Genomic DNA, 15,095 nt, shown 5'->3' with positions numbered 1-15,095 from the left:
GTACGCCGTAGTCGGCCGTCTGCCCCGTACCTGAACACGCCGAAAACCCCGCCCCGGCGCATCGGCCGGAACGGGGTTGACGGTGCGTCGGACGGTGCCTCAGCCGAGCTTCTTGGCCTGCGCCTCGACGAGGACCTTCGGCTGCTCGGCGGTGCCCGCCAGGCTCAGGGAGGAGAAGGTCGCGACGGTGTTGCCCTTGCGCACGAGGACCAGCTGGGTCGTCAGCTTCTTGCCGTCGGCGTCGAGCTCGACGGTCAGCGGCAGGCTCTCGTCACCACCGGTGACGGCGGCACCGGGCGTGACCTTGGTGATCTTGGTGGTCTCGCCGTCCTGGGTGGCCGCGTAGCCGCCGGCACACTTCGTGCTCGCGGTCTTCACGGCGGCGAACGCCTCCTCGGCGCCCTTCGCCTCGTACGAGGCGAGGGTCACGGTGGTGGCCGTGGAGCCGAGGGCGCCAGCGACCGCCTTCGCCGCTTCCTCCGGCGAGGTGCCGGCGGCGGGCTTCGGGGTCGCGATCGCCTTGGTGCGGGCGGTCCCGGAGGGGGTGCCGGCCGGGACGAAGGCCTGCGCCTGGACCAGCACCTTGCACTCGGGCTTGTCGCTGGTGGCGGTGGCGCCGGCGGCGGCCTCGGCCGGCGTGGACTCCTTGAAGGTGTGGTCCGCGAGGTCGGCCTGGGTCACCAGGAGCTTGGCCAGCTCCGCGTCGGTCTTGCCCTTGGCGGCCGGGGCGGCCGACGTCGCGGCGGCCTCGGACGGCTTGGCGTCGGCCTTGGTGTCGGACTTGTCGGAGCCGCACGCGGTGGCCAGCAGAACCATGGACACCGCGGACGCGGTCATGACAGAACGACGGACGAAAGCGTTACGCACGAGAAGACTCCCCCACAGGCAATGACGACAACGGCACGCAGGAGCGGCGCCCGCGAGGCGGGCGCTGCTCGAAACTGCTGTAGGGGCAATCTACCGAGGCAAACGATCAGCATCTTGCGAATTCGCACAGCCGAACCACATCGTGATCGTCGCGAGACCGTTCCGGCCCCGGCTCTCACAGCCGGGGCCGCCACGGCCGACGGCGTTCTCAGCCGAGCTTCTTGACCTGCGCGTCGATGAACGCCTGCGCCGAGGGGGGCTTGGCGTCGAACCGGATCGTGTGAACGACGACGAGGTTGTTGCCCTTGCGGAAGGCGACCATCTGGCTGTTCAGGGCCTCGCCCTCGTCCTCGGTGGCGATCGTCCACGCGGCGGCCTCGTCGCCGGCGGTCACGGCCGACGGCGTGACCGACTTGACCGTGGTCTTCTCGCCCTTCGCCGTCGTCGTGAATCCGCCGCCGCACGCCTGTCCGGCGGCCTTCAGCGAGGCGAGCGCCTCCTCGGCACCCTTGCCGTCGTAGGAGGCGAGCTGCACGGACGTCGCGGAGACGCTCATCGGATCGGCCGGGTCGGACGGCTTGCCGACGCCGATGCGCTCCGTGGTGGTGACAGCCGCGCCGACCGGGGCCAGGCCGCCCGCCTGGGCGAGCGCCGTGCACTCCGGCTTGTCGGTCGTGACCTCGGCCGCCTTGGCGACGTCGTCCGCACCGGCCTTCGCGATCTTGACGTCGCGGACGTCGCCGTCGGCCAGCGTGAGCTTCTCCAGCTCGGCGGCGGTGAGCGCCTTGGCCTCGGGCGTGGGCGAGGGGGACGGGGCGGCCGCGGAGGGCTTGGCGTCCTGCTCTGCGCCGGCCCCGTCCGAGGGGCCGCAGGCGGTGGCCAGCAGGGCCAGGGACGCGCCGGAAGCGGTCAGGAGGGCACGACGGACGAGGGCGGTACGCACGGAGGACTCCCGGGAGCGAGGTGGCATCAGGGCAGCACGAAAAAGCCCCCGGCCGAGGGGGACGATCAAGTGGAATGCATCGCTCCGCACTCTACGGCCGGCCCAGATGCCCACGACCGGCGTACGGGACTCCCCGCACGGATCGTGACCAGGGCGAAACCGCGATCGTCCCGGATCGAGACCGCGCGACCCCCGAATCGAGACGCTTGCCGCCGCCCGTCCCTTTGGTCACGTGACCGACCCCACCACCCACAACCGCCCCCGAGCCCCGACAATGGCGGTGTGATCACTTCGCCGCCACGAAGCAACACGCCCGGGGGTGCAACGGAGCACACCGGCCGGGAGGGGCAGCCCCCGCGCACCGCGCACCGCCGCGGCCCCGAGGTCTCGCCGTACGTCGACCTCACCCGCGCCGAATGGAGCGCCCTGCGCGAGCGGACGCCGCTGCCGCTGACCGCCGACGAGGTGGAGCGCCTGCGCGGCCTCGGCGACGTCATCGACCTCGACGAGGTCCGCGACGTGTACCTGCCGCTCTCGCGCCTGCTGAACCTCTACGTCGGCGCCACCAGCCAGCTCCGCGGCAGCCTGAACACCTTCCTCGGCGACGCCGGCAACGGCCACGGCGCGCAGTCCGGCACCCCCTTCGTCATAGGGGTCGCCGGATCGGTCGCCGTCGGCAAGTCCACCGTGGCCCGCCTGCTCCAGGCCCTGCTCGCCCGCTGGCCCGAGCACCCGCGCGTGGAGCTGGTGACCACCGACGGCTTCCTGTACCCGATGAAGGAGCTCCAGCGGCGCGGGCTCACCTCCCGCAAGGGCTTCCCCGAGTCCTACGACCGCCGCGCGCTGACCCGCTTCGTCGCCGACATCAAGGCCGGCAAGGACGAGGTGCGGGCCCCGGTCTACTCGCACCTGATCTACGACATCGTGCCGGGCGAGGAGCTCGTCGTCCGCCGCCCGGACATCCTCATCGTCGAGGGCCTCAACGTGCTCCAGCCGGCGCTCCCCGGCACCGACGGCCGCACCCGCGTCGCCCTCGCCGACTACTTCGACTTCAGCGTGTACGTGGACGCGCGCCCGGAGGACATCGAGCGCTGGTACCTCAGCCGCTTCCGGAAGCTGCGCGAGACCGCCTTCCAGAACCCCTTCTCGTACTTCCGCAAGTACACGCAGGTCTCCGAGGAGGAGGCCATGGAGTACGCGCAGACGATGTGGCGGACGATCAACCGGCCCAACCTGCTGGAGAACGTGGCGCCCACCCGGGGCCGGGCCACCCTCGTCGTGCGCAAGGGACCGGACCACAAGGTCCAGAAGCTGAGCCTGCGCAAGCTGTAGTGGTTAGGGTGCGGGGATGCTGCATCTGCGGATGATCACCCCGCACCACCTCACCGAGCGCGTGGTGGAGCTGATCGACCGGACGGTCGGCACCACCCATCTGGTGGTCCTCACCGGCGCCGCGCGTGACCCGGCGGGCGACCTGGTGCTGTGCGACGTCGCCCGCGAGTCGGCCGACGAGCTGCTCCAGGAGATGCGCGGTCTCGGCATCGACCGGACCGGCTCGATCGCGGTGGAGAACATCGACCTGTCGATCTCCCGGCGCGCCGACGAGGCGGAGGAGGAGGCACCGGGCGAGGCCGCCGACGCGGTGCTCTGGGAGCAGCTCGCCGAGTCGACGCACGAGGAGTCCACCCTCACCATCACCTACGCCGCCTTCATGATCCTGGCGACGATGATCGCGGCGTGCGGTGTCGTCCTCGACAACGCCGTGCTGATCGTGGGCGCGATGGCGGTCGGCCCCGAGTTCGGCCCGCTCGCCGGCATCTGCACCGGTCTGGTGCAGCGCAGACCCCGGCTCGCCGGGCGCTCGTTCATCGCGCTGACGGTCGGCTTCACGGCGGCGATCGTGGCCACCACGGTCTTCAGCCTGGCCATGGACGCGCTGGGCCTCTTCCACGCGCACCTGCTGGAGAACGACCGTCCGAACACCAGCTTCATCTGGCAGCCCGACCCGTTCTCGTTCGTCGTGGCGCTGCTGGCCGGGGTCGCCGGCATGCTCTCGCTGACGTCGGCGAAGGCCGGCGCCCTGGTCGGCGTGGCGATCTCCGTCACGACCGTCCCGGCGGCCGCCAACGCCGCCGTGGCCCTCAGCTACGGCGACCTCGCCCAGATGTGGGGCTCCGGCATCCAGCTGGCGCTCAACCTGGGCGGCATCATCCTCTCGGGCACCCTCACCCTCCTGGCCTGGAAACTGCTGTGGCGCACCCAGCAGAACCGGATGATCCGGAAACCGGGTGCGCCACGCAGGCCTGGCGGAGGCGCCCTCTAGGTGTGCTGTCCCGACCGGCCCGCGGCGCCCGGCGCCGCGGGCCTGACCGGCGCTGCTTCGACGCCTAGCCGAGCGCCGACTTCACGGCGTCCGCGAGCCGGCCGGCGACCGCGCGGGCCTGCTCGATGTCGGCGGCCTCGACCATCACCCGTACGAGCGGCTCCGTGCCGGAGGGACGCAGCAGGACCCGGCCGGTGGTGCCCAGCTCGTGCTCGGCGTCGGACACGGCCGCAGCCAGCTCGGCCGAGGTGGCGACCCGGGACTTGTCCACGTCGGGGACGTTGATCAGGACCTGCGGCAGCCGCTGCATGACGCCCGCCAGCTCGGCGAGGGACCTGCCGGTGGCGGCGACGCGGGCCGCGAGCAGCAGGCCGGTCAGGGTGCCGTCGCCGGTCGTCGCGTGGTCGAGGATGATCACGTGGCCGGACTGCTCGCCGCCGAGCGCGTAGCCGTGCTCCTTCATCGACTCCAGCACGTAGCGGTCGCCGACGCCGGTCTGCACGACCTGGATGCCCTCGGTCTCCATGGCCAGCTTGAAGCCCAGGTTCGACATCACGGTGCCGACGACGGTGTTCTCACGCAGCTGGCCGGCCTCGCGCATGGCCAGCGCCAGCACCGCGAGGATCTGGTCGCCGTCGACCTCCGCGCCGCTGCCGTCCACGGCCAGGCAGCGGTCGGCGTCGCCGTCGTGCGCGATGCCGAAGTCGGCGCCGTGCTCGACCACGGCCGCCTTCAGCAGGCCGAGGTGGGTGGAGCCGCAGCCGTCGTTGATGTTCAGGCCGTCCGGCTCGGCGCCGATCGTGACGATCTCCGCGCCGGCCCGGGCGAACGCCTCGGGCGAGACGTAGGCGGCGGCGCCGTGCGCCTCGTCGAGGACGATCTTCAGGCCGTCGAGACGGTTGGGAAGGACACCGATGAGGTGGGAGACGTACTTCTCGAAGCCCTCGGTGTAGTCCGAGACGCGGCCGACGCCGGCCCCGGTGGGCCGGTCCCAGGGGGCACCGGTGCGGTGCTCCTCGTAGACGGACTCGATGCGGTCCTCCAGCTCGTCGGCGAGCTTGTGGCCGCCGCGGGCGAAGAACTTGATGCCGTTGTCGGGCATGGCGTTGTGGCTGGCGGAGAGCATCACGCCGAGGTCGGCACCCAGCGCACCGGTGAGATACGCCACCGCCGGGGTGGGCAGCACACCGACGCGCAGGACGTCCACGCCCGCGCTCGCGAGGCCGGCCACGACCGCGGCCTCGAGGAATTCACCGGAGGCCCGGGGGTCCCGGCCGACCACGGCGGTCGCCCGGTGGCCCTCGAAGGTGCCCGCTTCGGCGAGTACGTGGGCAGCCGCCACGGAGAGGCCGAGCGCGAGCTCCGCCGTCAGATCCGCGTTGGCGACGCCGCGTACACCGTCCGTCCCGAAGAGTCGTCCCACTGTTGTCCTCCCGAGTTTGCGCTTCGCGTATGACCGCTTGTGTCAGGTATTTGCCGCTTGTGGCGGTAAACGAACCGCCCCGACAGCACAGAGAGTGCTGCCGGGGCGGTTTCGTTGCAGAACAGCAGGCGCAGATTAACGCTTGCTGTACTGCGGAGCCTTACGGGCCTTCTTGAGACCGGCCTTCTTGCGCTCGACCGCACGGTCGTCGCGGGAGAGGAAGCCGGCCTTCTTCAGCGCCGGGCGGTTGTTGTCCACGTCCGCCTCGTTCAGCGCACGAGCCACGCCGAGGCGCAGGGCGCCGGCCTGGCCGGAGACGCCGCCACCCGAGATGCGGGCGATGACGTCGTAGCGGCCGTCGAGCTCGAGGAGCTTGAAGGGCTCGTTGACTTCCTGCTGGTGCACCTTGTTGGGGAAGTAGTCCTCAAGGGTGCGACCGTTGATCTTCCACTTGCCGGTGCCCGGAACGATCCGGACGCGGGCGATGGCGTTCTTGCGACGGCCCAGGCCGGCGGCCGGCTGGGGGTCACCGAAGCGACCGGCAAGGGACTCGGAGGTGTAGTCGCCCTCGACGACGACCTCGGACTCGGTGGTGTACTCCTCGACGCCCTCGAACTCGTCGACGGGGGTCTCGGCGGTGGTCTCGGCCACGATGCTCCTCAGAATTCTCTGTGTCTTAGGGGGTGGCCGGAACTACTGCGCGACCTGGGTGATCTCGAACGGCACCGGCTGCTGGGCAGCGTGCGGGTGCTGGTCGCCCGAGTAGACCTTCAGCTTCGAGAGCATCTGACGGCCCAGGGAGTTCTTCGGGAGCATGCCCTTGACGGCCTTCTCGACGGCCTTCTCCGGGTTGTTCGCCAGCAGGTCGTCGTAACGCACGGAGCGCAGACCGCCCGGGAAACCGGAGTGGCGGTAGGCCATCTTCTGGGAGGCCTTGTTGCCGGACAGGTGCACCTTGTCGGCGTTGATGATGACGACGAAGTCACCCATGTCCATGTGGGGGGCGTAGGTCGGCTTGTGCTTGCCCTTCAGGAGGGCAGCGGCCTGGGTCGCCAGACGGCCGAGGACGACGTCCTGGGCGTCGATGACGAGCCACTGGCGCGAGATGTCGCCGGGCTTGGGGCTGAACGTACGCACGCGTATGCCTTCGCTTCTTCAGTGGTGGTATCCCACGGGCGCAAGCCCAGCGGGAAGGTCCTGACAGGGTCACCACGGACGATCACGACAGCCCACGTTCACATCAGGGACGCAACCCGAGTGAACGGCCAACTGCTGGTCATCGGTCCGGTGGACCGGCGTAAGGCCCTTTCACGTGAGAATGAGAAAGCCAATACGCATAACAAACCAGCAGGATACCCAAGCAGACCCGTACGGGTCAAAACGCGGTCCGCGATGCCGATTCTGCTGGCGTCGCGGCGCACTCCGGTTCGGTCCTGGGTGGGGACCCCGCAGTTGTTACGGGCTCCAGAATAACCCGCCCGGAGCGCAGTGCACGACGCGCCAGCAGAAACGCGAGCCCGCACAGGGTGGCGCAGTCCTTGAAGGCGCGCCGTTTGTGGGCCAGCTCCGAGGGCCACGGGACCAGGGCCAGCTGGGGCGTCAACGCCAGCCAGAACCAGGGCGAGCGGGGCATCGAGCCCGGCCGCACCGCCGAGGCCAGCAGCAGCGGAAGCACCACGAGCAGGTAGTGGTCGAAGGACGGCCGCGACACCAGGAATGCGGCGAGCATCACCATGCAGGCCGTCTCCACGAGACGCAGCTCACCGCCGTCGGCGTCCTGCCCGGTACGCCGCCACCTCGCCCAGGCCGCCCACAGCCCGGCCGCGGCCCCCGCGAAGGCCACCAGCACCGCCAGCGCCTGCGGCACCCCCAGCCGCGGCAGCACCGCAATCGGCGAGGCGTCCCAGGGCAGCGCGTACGCGTCCTGCCCCTGGAGCAGGAACGGCAGGGTCTTGGTGAAGAACAGCGTGGGGCTCGGCATCAGCAGCGCCCCCGCCAGCGAGATCGCCAGCGGCACCAGCACCGCCGCGGCCAGCCCCCGCCACCGGCGGGCGAACAGGAAGAGCAGCCCGATCGGCACCAGCATCGGCTTGCAGGCGATGGCCAGCCCGACCACCAGCCCGGCCCTCCCCCACGCGCCCCGGTGCGCGAGCAGCAGCGCCACGGGCAGCGCGGCCGCCGAGACGGCCGTCCAGTTGCCGATCAGCACCAGGTTCACCCACGGCTTGTAGGCGAGGGCGAACACGGTGAGGACGCCGACCGCGAAGCGCGAGCGCAGCGGCACCGAGAACAGCCGCAGCGCGGCCAGCCACCCGATGCCCAGCAGGCCGGACATCCCGACCGGCAGGATCCAGCGCAGCACCCCCCGCGGCACCAGCGCCTCCGGCACCGCCATGAGCACGGCGCTGGGCAGGTACAGGAAGCGCTTGTCCTCGTACGGCGACCCGCCCTCCAGCAGGGTCTGCGCGGCCTTGACGACGAAGGCGTTGTCCGAGCCCCAGTTCGCCCGCAGGCTCGTGGAGACGCAGATCCCGAGGAGCACCGCCAGGGAGACCACCCGCCAGGACCGCGGGGCCGGCCGCAGCAGCCAGCCGACCAGCCGGTCCCCCGGGGCCATGGCCTCCCACCTCATGAGCCAGATGCCAGGCCTCAGGCCCACGACGCCCCTCCCTCACCGCCGAGCCACCGCTCAGCGCTTGCGTTCGACCCTGCGTTCGTCCCAGACGGGCTCCTGAGTCTCCCGCACAACACCGTCCGAACCGAAGACCAGGTAACGGTCAAATGTGCGCGCGAACCAGCGGTCGTGCGTCACGCACAGCACCGTCCCGTCGTAGGACTCCAGGCCGTCCTGGAGGGCCTCGGCGGACTCCAGGTCCAGGTTGTCCGTGGGCTCGTCCAGCAGCAGCGCCGTGGTGCCCGCGAGCTCCAGCAGCAGGATCTGGAAACGCGCCTGCTGGCCGCCCGAGAGCTTCTCGAAGGGCTGCTCGGCCTGACGCTCCAGCTCGTAGCGGCGCAGGGCCCCCATCGCCTGCCCCAGGGGCTTGGCCGCCTCGGTCCACAGGATCTCCACGAGGGTGCGGCCGAACAGCTCCGGGTGGGCGTGGGTCTGCGCGAAATGGCCGGGAACCACCCGTGCGCCCAGCTTCCAGTCACCGGTGTGCCCCACGTCCTCGCCCGCCAGCAGCCGCAGGAAGTGCGACTTGCCGGAGCCGTTCGAGCCGAGCACCGCCACCCGCTCCCCGTAGAAGACCTCCAGGGAGAACGGCTTCATCAGCCCGGTGAGCTCCAGGTTCTCCACGGTCAGCGCGCGCACGCCGGTCCGGCCGCCCTTGAGCCGCATCTTGATGTCCTGCTCGCGCGGCGGCTCCGGCGGCGGGCCGGCCTCCTCGAACTTCTGGAAACGGGTCTGCATCGCCCGGTAGCGCGAGGCCATGTCGGGGCTGCTCGCGGCCTGGTTGCGCAGCCGCAGCACCAGGGCCTTGAGGCGGGCGTGCTCCTCGTCCCAGCGCCGCTTGAGCTCCTCGAAGCGGGCGAAACGCTCCTTGCGGGCCTCGTGGTACGTGCCGAAGCCCGCGCCGTGCACCCACACGTCGGAGCCCGTCGGGCTCGCCTCCAGGCTGATGATCTTCTCGGCGGCCTGGGTCAGCAGCTCCCGGTCGTGGGAGACGAACAGCACCGTCTTGCGGGTCGCCCGCAGCTGCTCCTCCAGCCACCGCTTGCCCGGGACGTCGAGGTAGTTGTCCGGCTCGTCGAGCAGCAGCACCTCGTCCGGCCCGCGCAGCAGCGCCTCCAGCACGAGCCGCTTCTGCTCACCGCCGGAGAGCGTGCGCACCTCGCGGAACTGCGCGGAGTCGTACGGGATGGCCAGCGCGGCCATCGTGCAGACGTCCCACAGGGTCTCCGCCTCGTAGCCCTGCACGTCGGCCCAGTCGCTGAGGGCCTGGGCGTAGGCCATCTGCGCGGCCTCGTCGTCCACCGTCATGATCAGGTGTTCGGCGCGGTCGACGGCCTTCGCGGCCTCGCGGATCCGCGGCTGGGCCACCGAGACCAGCAGGTCCCGTACGGTCGTCTCGTCGCGCACGGAACCGACGAACTGGGACATCACACCGAGGCCCCCGCTGATGGAGACGCCGCCGCCGTGCGGCTGGAGCTCCCCGGAGATCAGCTTCAGCAGGGTGGTCTTGCCCGCGCCGTTCGCCCCGACCAGGGCGGCCACCGCACCCTCCCCCACGCGGAAGGAGACGTCGGGGAGCAGTACCCGCCCGTCGGGAAGGTAGTACTCCAGATGGCTGGCTTCGAGATGTCCCATGCCGGGCATTGTCCCGGTCGGCCCGCGATCCGCCCAAACGATTTGGCGGCGGCTCAGCAGCAGCCGGCGCCCGGCAGGGTCCGCATGTTGCGCGCCTGACTGCTGCGGGCGGCCAGCAGCTCGTCGGCCGGGTAGCCGACCTCCTCCAGGGTCAGCCCGTGGGGCTTGACCACGTGCACCGAGGAGTCCCGTACGCCGGCGGCCAGCACCTTGCCGGGCCAGTCGGTGGGCCGGTGGCCGTCCCCGACGTGGAGCAGGGCTCCCACCAGGGAGCGGACCATGTTGTGGCAGAAGGCGTCGGCGCGGACGGTCGCGGTGATGATGCCGTCCTCGGCGCGCTCCCAGCCGAGCTGCTGGAGGGTACGGATGGTCGTGGCGCCCTCGCGCTTCTTGCAGTACGCGGCGAAGTCGTGCTCGCCCAGCAGCGCGGCGGAGGCCTCGTTCATGGCGTCGACGTCGAGGGGCCACTGGTGCCACAGGACGTGGCCGCGGCGCAGCGGGTCCACCCCGCCCTGGTGGTCGCCCACGCGGTAGGCGTAGCGGCGCCAGACGGCCGAGAAGCGCGCGTTGAAGCCCTCGGGGGCCTCGGCGACCTTCCACACCCGTACGTCGTGCGGCAGCCGGCCGGCGAGGCGCCGCAGCAGCTTGTCGTGGTGCTCGGCCCACACCTCCTCGGCGAGGTCGAACTGCGCGACCTGTCCCCGGGCGTGCACGCCGGCGTCCGTCCGGCCGGCGACCGTCAGCTCGACCGGCTCCCGCAGCCGCATCACGGTCTGCAGGGCGCTCTCCAGCTCGCCCTGGACGGTCCGCAGCGTGCGCTGCTTCGCCCAGCCGGAGAAGTCCTTGCCGTCGTAGCTCAGGTCCAGCCGCACCCGGACGTGCCCGGGCTCCACCTCGTCACTCACGTGACCGATCCTCTCAGAATCACCCATATGCAGAACGGGCCCGCCCCGGGAGGGGCGGGCCCGTTCAGAGCCGATCAAGCAAGCTCGATCCCGTAGCGGGATCAGGCCTCCTTGGTCTCCTCGGCGGGGGTCTCGACAGCCTCCGCCTCCTTGACCGCGCGCTTGGTGGCGGCCTCGGCCTCACCGGTGGCCTGCTGGGCGACCGTGAGGGCCTCGACCAGCTCGATCACGGCCATCGGGGCGTTGTCGCCACGACGGTTGCCGATCTTGGTGATGCGCGTGTAACCACCGGGGCGGTTCTCGTAGCGCGGGGCGATCTCGGTGAACAGCGTGTGCACGATGCTCTTGTCCGTGATCGTCTGCAGCACCAGGCGACGGTTGTGGATGTCGCCCTTCTTGGCCTTGGTGACCAGACGCTCGGCGTAGGGACGCAGGCGGCGGGCCTTGGCCTCGGTGGTGGTGATGCGGCCGTGCTCGAAGAGCGCCTTCGCGAGGTTCGCGAGCAGGTGCTTCTCGTGCGCGGCGGAGCCGCCCAGGCGGGCACCCTTTGCGGGACGCGGCATTGTTACTCCTTCATATCTGCACCGGCCGTGTCAGGTACCGGTGTCAGTTCCCTCAAGCGGTCGCAAGAGGGTGGGTGCGGGGGGCGCGAGCCCCCCGCAAGCTTTCTCAGTACTGCTCGGTCTCGACGAAACCGGCGTCCGCGTCGTCGTCGGCGCCGAAGGCGTCGGCAGCGGCGGTCGGGTCGAATCCGGGCGGGCTGTCCTTGAGGGCCAGGCCCATGCCGGCCAGCTTCGCCTTGACCTCGTCGATCGACTTCGCACCGAAGTTGCGGATGTCGAGCAGGTCGGCCTCGGAGCGGGCGACGAGCTCACCCACGGAGTGGATGCCCTCGCGCTTGAGGCAGTTGTACGACCGAACGGTGAGCTCCAGCTCCTCGATCGGCAGCGCCAGGTCGGCGGCCAGGGCGGCGTCCGTCGGGGACGGGCCCATGTCGATGCCCTCGGCGTCGATGTTGAGCTCGCGGGCCAGACCGAACAACTCGACCAGGGTCTTACCGGCGGACGCCATGGCGTCGCGCGGGCGCATGGCCTGCTTGGTCTCGACGTCGACGATCAGCTTGTCGAAGTCGGTGCGCTGCTCGACTCGGGTCGCCTCGACCTTGTAGGTGACCTTGAGGACCGGGCTGTAGATGGAGTCGACCGGGATGCGGCCGATCTCCTGGCCCAGCTGCTTGTTCTGGACGGCGGAGACGTAGCCGCGACCGCGCTCGACGGTCAGCTCCATCTCCAGCTTGCCCTTGCCGTTGAGCGTGGCGAGGACGAGGTCCGGGTTGTGCACCTCGACACCGGCCGGGGGCGCGATGTCGGCAGCGGTGACCAGGCCGGGGCCCTGCTTGCGCAGGTACATCACGACCGGCTCGTCGTGCTCCGAGGAGACGACCAGCTGCTTGATGTTGAGGATGATGTCCGTGACGTCTTCCTTGACGCCCGGCACGGTGGTGAACTCGTGCAGGACGCCGTCCACGCGGATGCTGGTGACAGCGGCACCCGGGATGGAGGACAGGAGGGTACGGCGCAGGGAGTTGCCGAGGGTGTAGCCGAAGCCCGGCTCCAGCGGCTCGATCACGAACCGCGAGCGGTACTCGTCAACGACCTCTTCGGTCAGCGACGGACGCTGAGCGATAAGCATGTCTGTGTTCCTTCATTCGTGGACGCCCACTATTTGACGCCCGACGGGAGGCCGTACCGGGGGTACGGCTACTGCAAGGGTACGGGCGGTACGTCCCCAGAAGGGGTCGTACCGCCCGGACACTCGAAGACGCAACGGTGCGTCCGCTGCGTCAGACGCGGCGGCGCTTCGGCGGGCGGCAGCCGTTGTGCGGGGTGGGGGTGACGTCCTGGATCGAGCCGACCTCGAGGCCGGTGGCCTGGAGGGAGCGGATCGCGGTCTCACGGCCGGAGCCGGGACCCTTGACGAAGACGTCGACCTTGCGCATGCCGTGCTCCTGCGCGCGGCGGGCGGCCGACTCGGCGGCCATCTGCGCGGCGAAGGGGGTGGACTTGCGCGAGCCCTTGAAGCCGACGTGGCCGGCGGAGGCCCAGGAGATCACGTTGCCGGACGGGTCCGTGATCGAAACGATGGTGTTGTTGAACGTGCTCTTGATGTGGGCGTGCCCGTGAGCGACGTTCTTCTTTTCCTTGCGGCGCACCTTCTTGGCAGCGCCCTGACGACCCTTGGGGGGCATCTAAATCTCCTACGGGAGGTGGTCGGTCCTACAGCGCAAGACCGCTGAACAGGACTACTTCTTGCCCGGCTTCTTCTTACCGGCGATCGCGCGACGCGGGCCCTTGCGGGTACGCGCGTTCGTGCTGGTGCGCTGACCGTGCACCGGGAGGCCGCGACGGTGGCGGATACCCTGGTAGCACTGGATCTCGATCTTGCGGCGGATGTCGCCCTGGATCTCGCGGCGGAGGTCACCCTCGGTACGGAGGTTGGCGTCCACGTACTCGCGGATCTTGACGAGGTCCTCTTCGGCCAGGTCACGAACGCGGGTGTTCGGGTTCACGCCGGTGGAGGCGAGGATCTCCTTGGACCGGGTGCGCCCGATACCGAAGACGTAGGTGAGTGCGATCTCCACACGCTTTTCGCGCGGGATGTCAACACCGGAAACGCGTGCCATTCAATGGCTCCTGTGTGTTCGGGGGTCTTCCACAGAACCGATCCCGACCGCCGACCGCCCGAGTGGGCGATGGTACGTCCGGGTCCCCGGCCCCCGCCGGAGGTGCCGCCGGCCCTTTGCGGGGCTGGGCGGGTTCTGCGTATGTACGTTTTCTTACGTCGCGCGAAGAACTGCGTTAAGGCAGGTCGGTCGGCGTGCGTCAGCCCTGGCGCTGCTTGTGGCGCAGGTTGTCGCAGATGACCATGACCCGGCCGTGACGGCGGATCACCTTGCACTTGTCGCAGATCTTCTTGACGCTCGGCTTGACCTTCATGTTGGTGAGGTTCTCCGGGTCAGTGCCACCACCCGCACCGGGACGGACGCCCAGGCAGGAGTGAGAGCAAGATCTACTTGTATCGGTAGACGATCCGGCCACGCGTCAGGTCGTAGGGAGAGAGCTCCACGACGACCCGGTCATCGGGCAGGATGCGGATGTAGTGCATGCGCATCTTCCCGCTGATGTGCGCGAGGACCTTGTGACCGTTCTGGAGCTCCACCTTGAACATCGCGTTCGGGAGGGACTCGATCACGGTGCCCTCGATTTCGATGGCACCTTGCTTCTTGGCCACGCTTCGCCTTTCGAATCGGCTACCTTGATCGGCCTCGCGCGCCATGCGGACATGGGAGTGCACGAGAGCCGACGAGTCAGTCTACGTCAGGGCACCCAGAAAGACGAATCCGGAAAGTTTGCCCCAGAGTCTAGATCATTAACCGAGCGGGTCCGGGGCCGTCGTGACCCCGTACTCCGCCAGCTTCGCCCTGCCGCAGTCCGGGCTGGTCAGGACGATCGGACCGGCCTCCGTCAGCGCGATGGAGTGCTCCCAGTGCGAGGACCAGGTGCCGTCCGTGGTGATGACCGTCCAGTCGTCCGAAAGGACCTCCGTCTGGGCGGTGCCCAGGGAGACCATCGGCTCGATCGCCAGGCAGACGCCCGGGACCAGCTTGATCCCCTTGCCCCGCTTGCGCGAGACGTAGTTCAGCAGGTGGGGGTCCATGTGCATCTCGGACCCGATGCCGTGGCCGCCGTAGTCCTCGATGATGCCGAACTTGCCGCGGCTGTGCTCACCGGTGGCGGGGCGGGGCTGGCGCTTGATGTACGTCTCGATCGCCTTGGAGATGTCCACGAGGCGGTTGCCCAGCTTCATGGCGGCGATACCGGCCCACATCGACTCCTCCGTCACCCGGGAGAGCTCCACGAGCTCGGGCGCGTGGTTGGTGCCGACGAAGGCGGTGTACGCCGCGTCGCCGTGCCAGCCGTCGACGATCGCGCCGGCGTCGATCGAGATGATGTCGCCGTCCTTGAGGACGGTCTTGTCGTCCGGGATGCCGTGGACGACGACCTCGTTCACCGAGGTGCAGATCGTCGCGGGGAAGCCGCCGTAGCCGAGAAAGTTCGACTTGGCCCCGGCGTCCGCGATGACCTTGCGGGCCACCATGTCCAGATCCCGCGTCGTGGCGCCCGGCACGGCCGCCTCACGGGTCGCCGCATGGATCGCGGCGACGACCAGCCCCGCCTCGCGCATCTTCGCGATCTGCTCGGGGGTCTTGATCTGGACCATAGGGGCGTGCCTTCCGTTCTTGCGGCTGAACCGCCGCCGCTCTC

17 protein-coding genes are annotated in these 15,095 nt (G+C 69.9%); 2 read left to right on the top strand and 15 right to left on the bottom strand.

The features are described 5' to 3' along the window. Positions 1–99 precede the first annotated feature (99 nt). Together NRK68_RS20370 and NRK68_RS20365 are read right to left on the bottom strand one after the other, a co-directional pair. On the bottom strand, positions 100–837 hold the full coding sequence (locus tag NRK68_RS20370) for a hypothetical protein (protein ID WP_183066935.1): 738 nt from the start codon (positions 835–837) through the stop codon (positions 100–102). 238 nt (positions 838–1,075) lie between these two features. Beyond that, entirely contained in the window at positions 1,076–1,810 is a 735-nt protein-coding gene (locus NRK68_RS20365) for a sensor domain-containing protein (RefSeq protein ID WP_257856367.1), read from the bottom strand. A 282-nt stretch (positions 1,811–2,092) separates the two neighbouring features. Here NRK68_RS20365 and coaA point away from each other — a divergent pair, with 282 nt between their 5' ends. Both coaA and NRK68_RS20355 read left to right on the top strand, forming a co-directional pair. Further along, positions 2,093–3,142: a type I pantothenate kinase gene (gene coaA / locus NRK68_RS20360; protein ID WP_183066937.1), complete on the top strand. Its 1,050-nt coding sequence runs from the start codon at positions 2,093–2,095 to the stop codon at positions 3,140–3,142. Positions 3,143–3,158: 16 nt separating this feature from the next. After that, entirely contained in the window at positions 3,159–4,133 is a 975-nt protein-coding gene (locus NRK68_RS20355; RefSeq protein ID WP_257856366.1) for a DUF389 domain-containing protein, read from the top strand. A gap of 64 nt (positions 4,134–4,197) precedes the next feature. Here the strand turns inward: NRK68_RS20355 and glmM are convergent, their stop codons facing one another. The 13 genes from glmM to map form a co-directional block, all read right to left on the bottom strand. Then, positions 4,198–5,556, bottom strand: coding sequence for a phosphoglucosamine mutase (glmM, locus tag NRK68_RS20350; protein WP_183066939.1), 1,359 nt, complete (start codon positions 5,554–5,556; stop codon positions 4,198–4,200). 135 nt (positions 5,557–5,691) lie between these two features. Further along, the gene (rpsI, locus tag NRK68_RS20345) at positions 5,692–6,207 is read right to left on the bottom strand and encodes a 30S ribosomal protein S9 (protein WP_030773858.1); all 516 of its coding nucleotides are present in this window, start codon (positions 6,205–6,207) and stop codon (positions 5,692–5,694) included. Between the two features lie 42 nt (positions 6,208–6,249). After that, the gene (rplM, locus tag NRK68_RS20340) at positions 6,250–6,693 is read right to left on the bottom strand and encodes a 50S ribosomal protein L13 (protein ID WP_030959034.1); all 444 of its coding nucleotides are present in this window, start codon (positions 6,691–6,693) and stop codon (positions 6,250–6,252) included. A 238-nt stretch (positions 6,694–6,931) separates the two neighbouring features. Further along, positions 6,932–8,215 (bottom strand): glycosyltransferase family 87 protein, encoded by a 1,284-nt coding sequence (locus tag NRK68_RS20335; RefSeq protein ID WP_257856365.1) that lies wholly within the window; start codon positions 8,213–8,215, stop codon positions 6,932–6,934. A 30-nt stretch (positions 8,216–8,245) separates the two neighbouring features. Continuing rightward, positions 8,246–9,874, bottom strand: coding sequence for an ABC-F family ATP-binding cassette domain-containing protein (locus NRK68_RS20330; RefSeq protein WP_046779239.1), 1,629 nt, complete (start codon positions 9,872–9,874; stop codon positions 8,246–8,248). 44 nt (positions 9,875–9,918) lie between these two features. Beyond that, positions 9,919–10,770 carry a tRNA pseudouridine(38-40) synthase TruA gene (truA, locus tag NRK68_RS20325; protein ID WP_183066940.1) on the bottom strand — a complete coding sequence of 284 codons (852 nt, stop codon included), beginning with the start codon at positions 10,768–10,770 and terminating at the stop codon, positions 9,919–9,921. Between the two features lie 101 nt (positions 10,771–10,871). Next, positions 10,872–11,333 (bottom strand): 50S ribosomal protein L17, encoded by a 462-nt coding sequence (rplQ, locus tag NRK68_RS20320; protein ID WP_030154710.1) that lies wholly within the window; start codon positions 11,331–11,333, stop codon positions 10,872–10,874. 106 nt (positions 11,334–11,439) lie between these two features. Beyond that, positions 11,440–12,462 (bottom strand): DNA-directed RNA polymerase subunit alpha, encoded by a 1,023-nt coding sequence (locus NRK68_RS20315; RefSeq protein WP_007265920.1) that lies wholly within the window; start codon positions 12,460–12,462, stop codon positions 11,440–11,442. 151 nt (positions 12,463–12,613) lie between these two features. Continuing rightward, positions 12,614–13,018: a 30S ribosomal protein S11 gene (rpsK, locus tag NRK68_RS20310; RefSeq protein WP_003956432.1), complete on the bottom strand. Its 405-nt coding sequence runs from the start codon at positions 13,016–13,018 to the stop codon at positions 12,614–12,616. 54 nt (positions 13,019–13,072) lie between these two features. Further along, positions 13,073–13,453 carry a 30S ribosomal protein S13 gene (rpsM, locus tag NRK68_RS20305; RefSeq protein ID WP_007265919.1) on the bottom strand — a complete coding sequence of 127 codons (381 nt, stop codon included), beginning with the start codon at positions 13,451–13,453 and terminating at the stop codon, positions 13,073–13,075. Between the two features lie 199 nt (positions 13,454–13,652). Further along, positions 13,653–13,766, bottom strand: coding sequence for a 50S ribosomal protein L36 (gene rpmJ, locus NRK68_RS20300; RefSeq protein WP_003956441.1), 114 nt, complete (start codon positions 13,764–13,766; stop codon positions 13,653–13,655). Positions 13,767–13,839: 73 nt separating this feature from the next. Continuing rightward, complete coding sequence (gene infA / locus NRK68_RS20295; RefSeq protein WP_003956442.1) at positions 13,840–14,061, bottom strand: translation initiation factor IF-1; 222 nt, start codon at positions 14,059–14,061, stop codon at positions 13,840–13,842. Positions 14,062–14,199: 138 nt separating this feature from the next. Continuing rightward, a complete protein-coding gene (gene map / locus NRK68_RS20290; RefSeq protein WP_183066941.1) occupies positions 14,200–15,051 on the bottom strand; it encodes a type I methionyl aminopeptidase in 852 nt (283 codons plus the stop codon). Positions 15,052–15,095: the final 44 nt, after the last annotated feature.

Source organism: Streptomyces yangpuensis (assembly GCF_024666385.1).
In the GTDB taxonomy this organism is placed as follows: Bacteria; Actinomycetota; Actinomycetes; order Streptomycetales; family Streptomycetaceae; genus Streptomyces; species Streptomyces yangpuensis.
Note: the sequence above shows the minus strand (reverse complement) of the source record. Positions and strands in the feature narration are given on the sequence as shown.

Excerpts from the sequence above, each read along its gene's own strand:
- rpsM (WP_007265919.1), bottom strand. The coding sequence starts at position 13,453 with ATGGCACGCGTTTCCGGTGTTGACATCCCGCGCGAAAAGCGTGTGGAG.
- NRK68_RS20315 (WP_007265920.1), bottom strand. The coding sequence starts at position 12,462 with ATGCTTATCGCTCAGCGTCCGTCGCTGACCGAAGAGGTCGTTGACGAG.
- map (WP_183066941.1), bottom strand. The coding sequence starts at position 15,051 with ATGGTCCAGATCAAGACCCCCGAGCAGATCGCGAAGATGCGCGAGGCG.
- NRK68_RS20370 (WP_183066935.1), bottom strand. The coding sequence starts at position 837 with ATGACCGCGTCCGCGGTGTCCATGGTTCTGCTGGCCACCGCGTGCGGC.
- rpmJ (WP_003956441.1), bottom strand. The coding sequence starts at position 13,766 with ATGAAGGTCAAGCCGAGCGTCAAGAAGATCTGCGACAAGTGCAAGGTG.
- rplQ (WP_030154710.1), bottom strand. The coding sequence starts at position 11,333 with ATGCCGCGTCCCGCAAAGGGTGCCCGCCTGGGCGGCTCCGCCGCGCAC.
- NRK68_RS20330 (WP_046779239.1), bottom strand. The coding sequence starts at position 9,874 with ATGCCCGGCATGGGACATCTCGAAGCCAGCCATCTGGAGTACTACCTT.
- rpsK (WP_003956432.1), bottom strand. The coding sequence starts at position 13,018 with ATGCCCCCCAAGGGTCGTCAGGGCGCTGCCAAGAAGGTGCGCCGCAAG.
- NRK68_RS20355 (WP_257856366.1), top strand. The coding sequence starts at position 3,159 with ATGCTGCATCTGCGGATGATCACCCCGCACCACCTCACCGAGCGCGTG.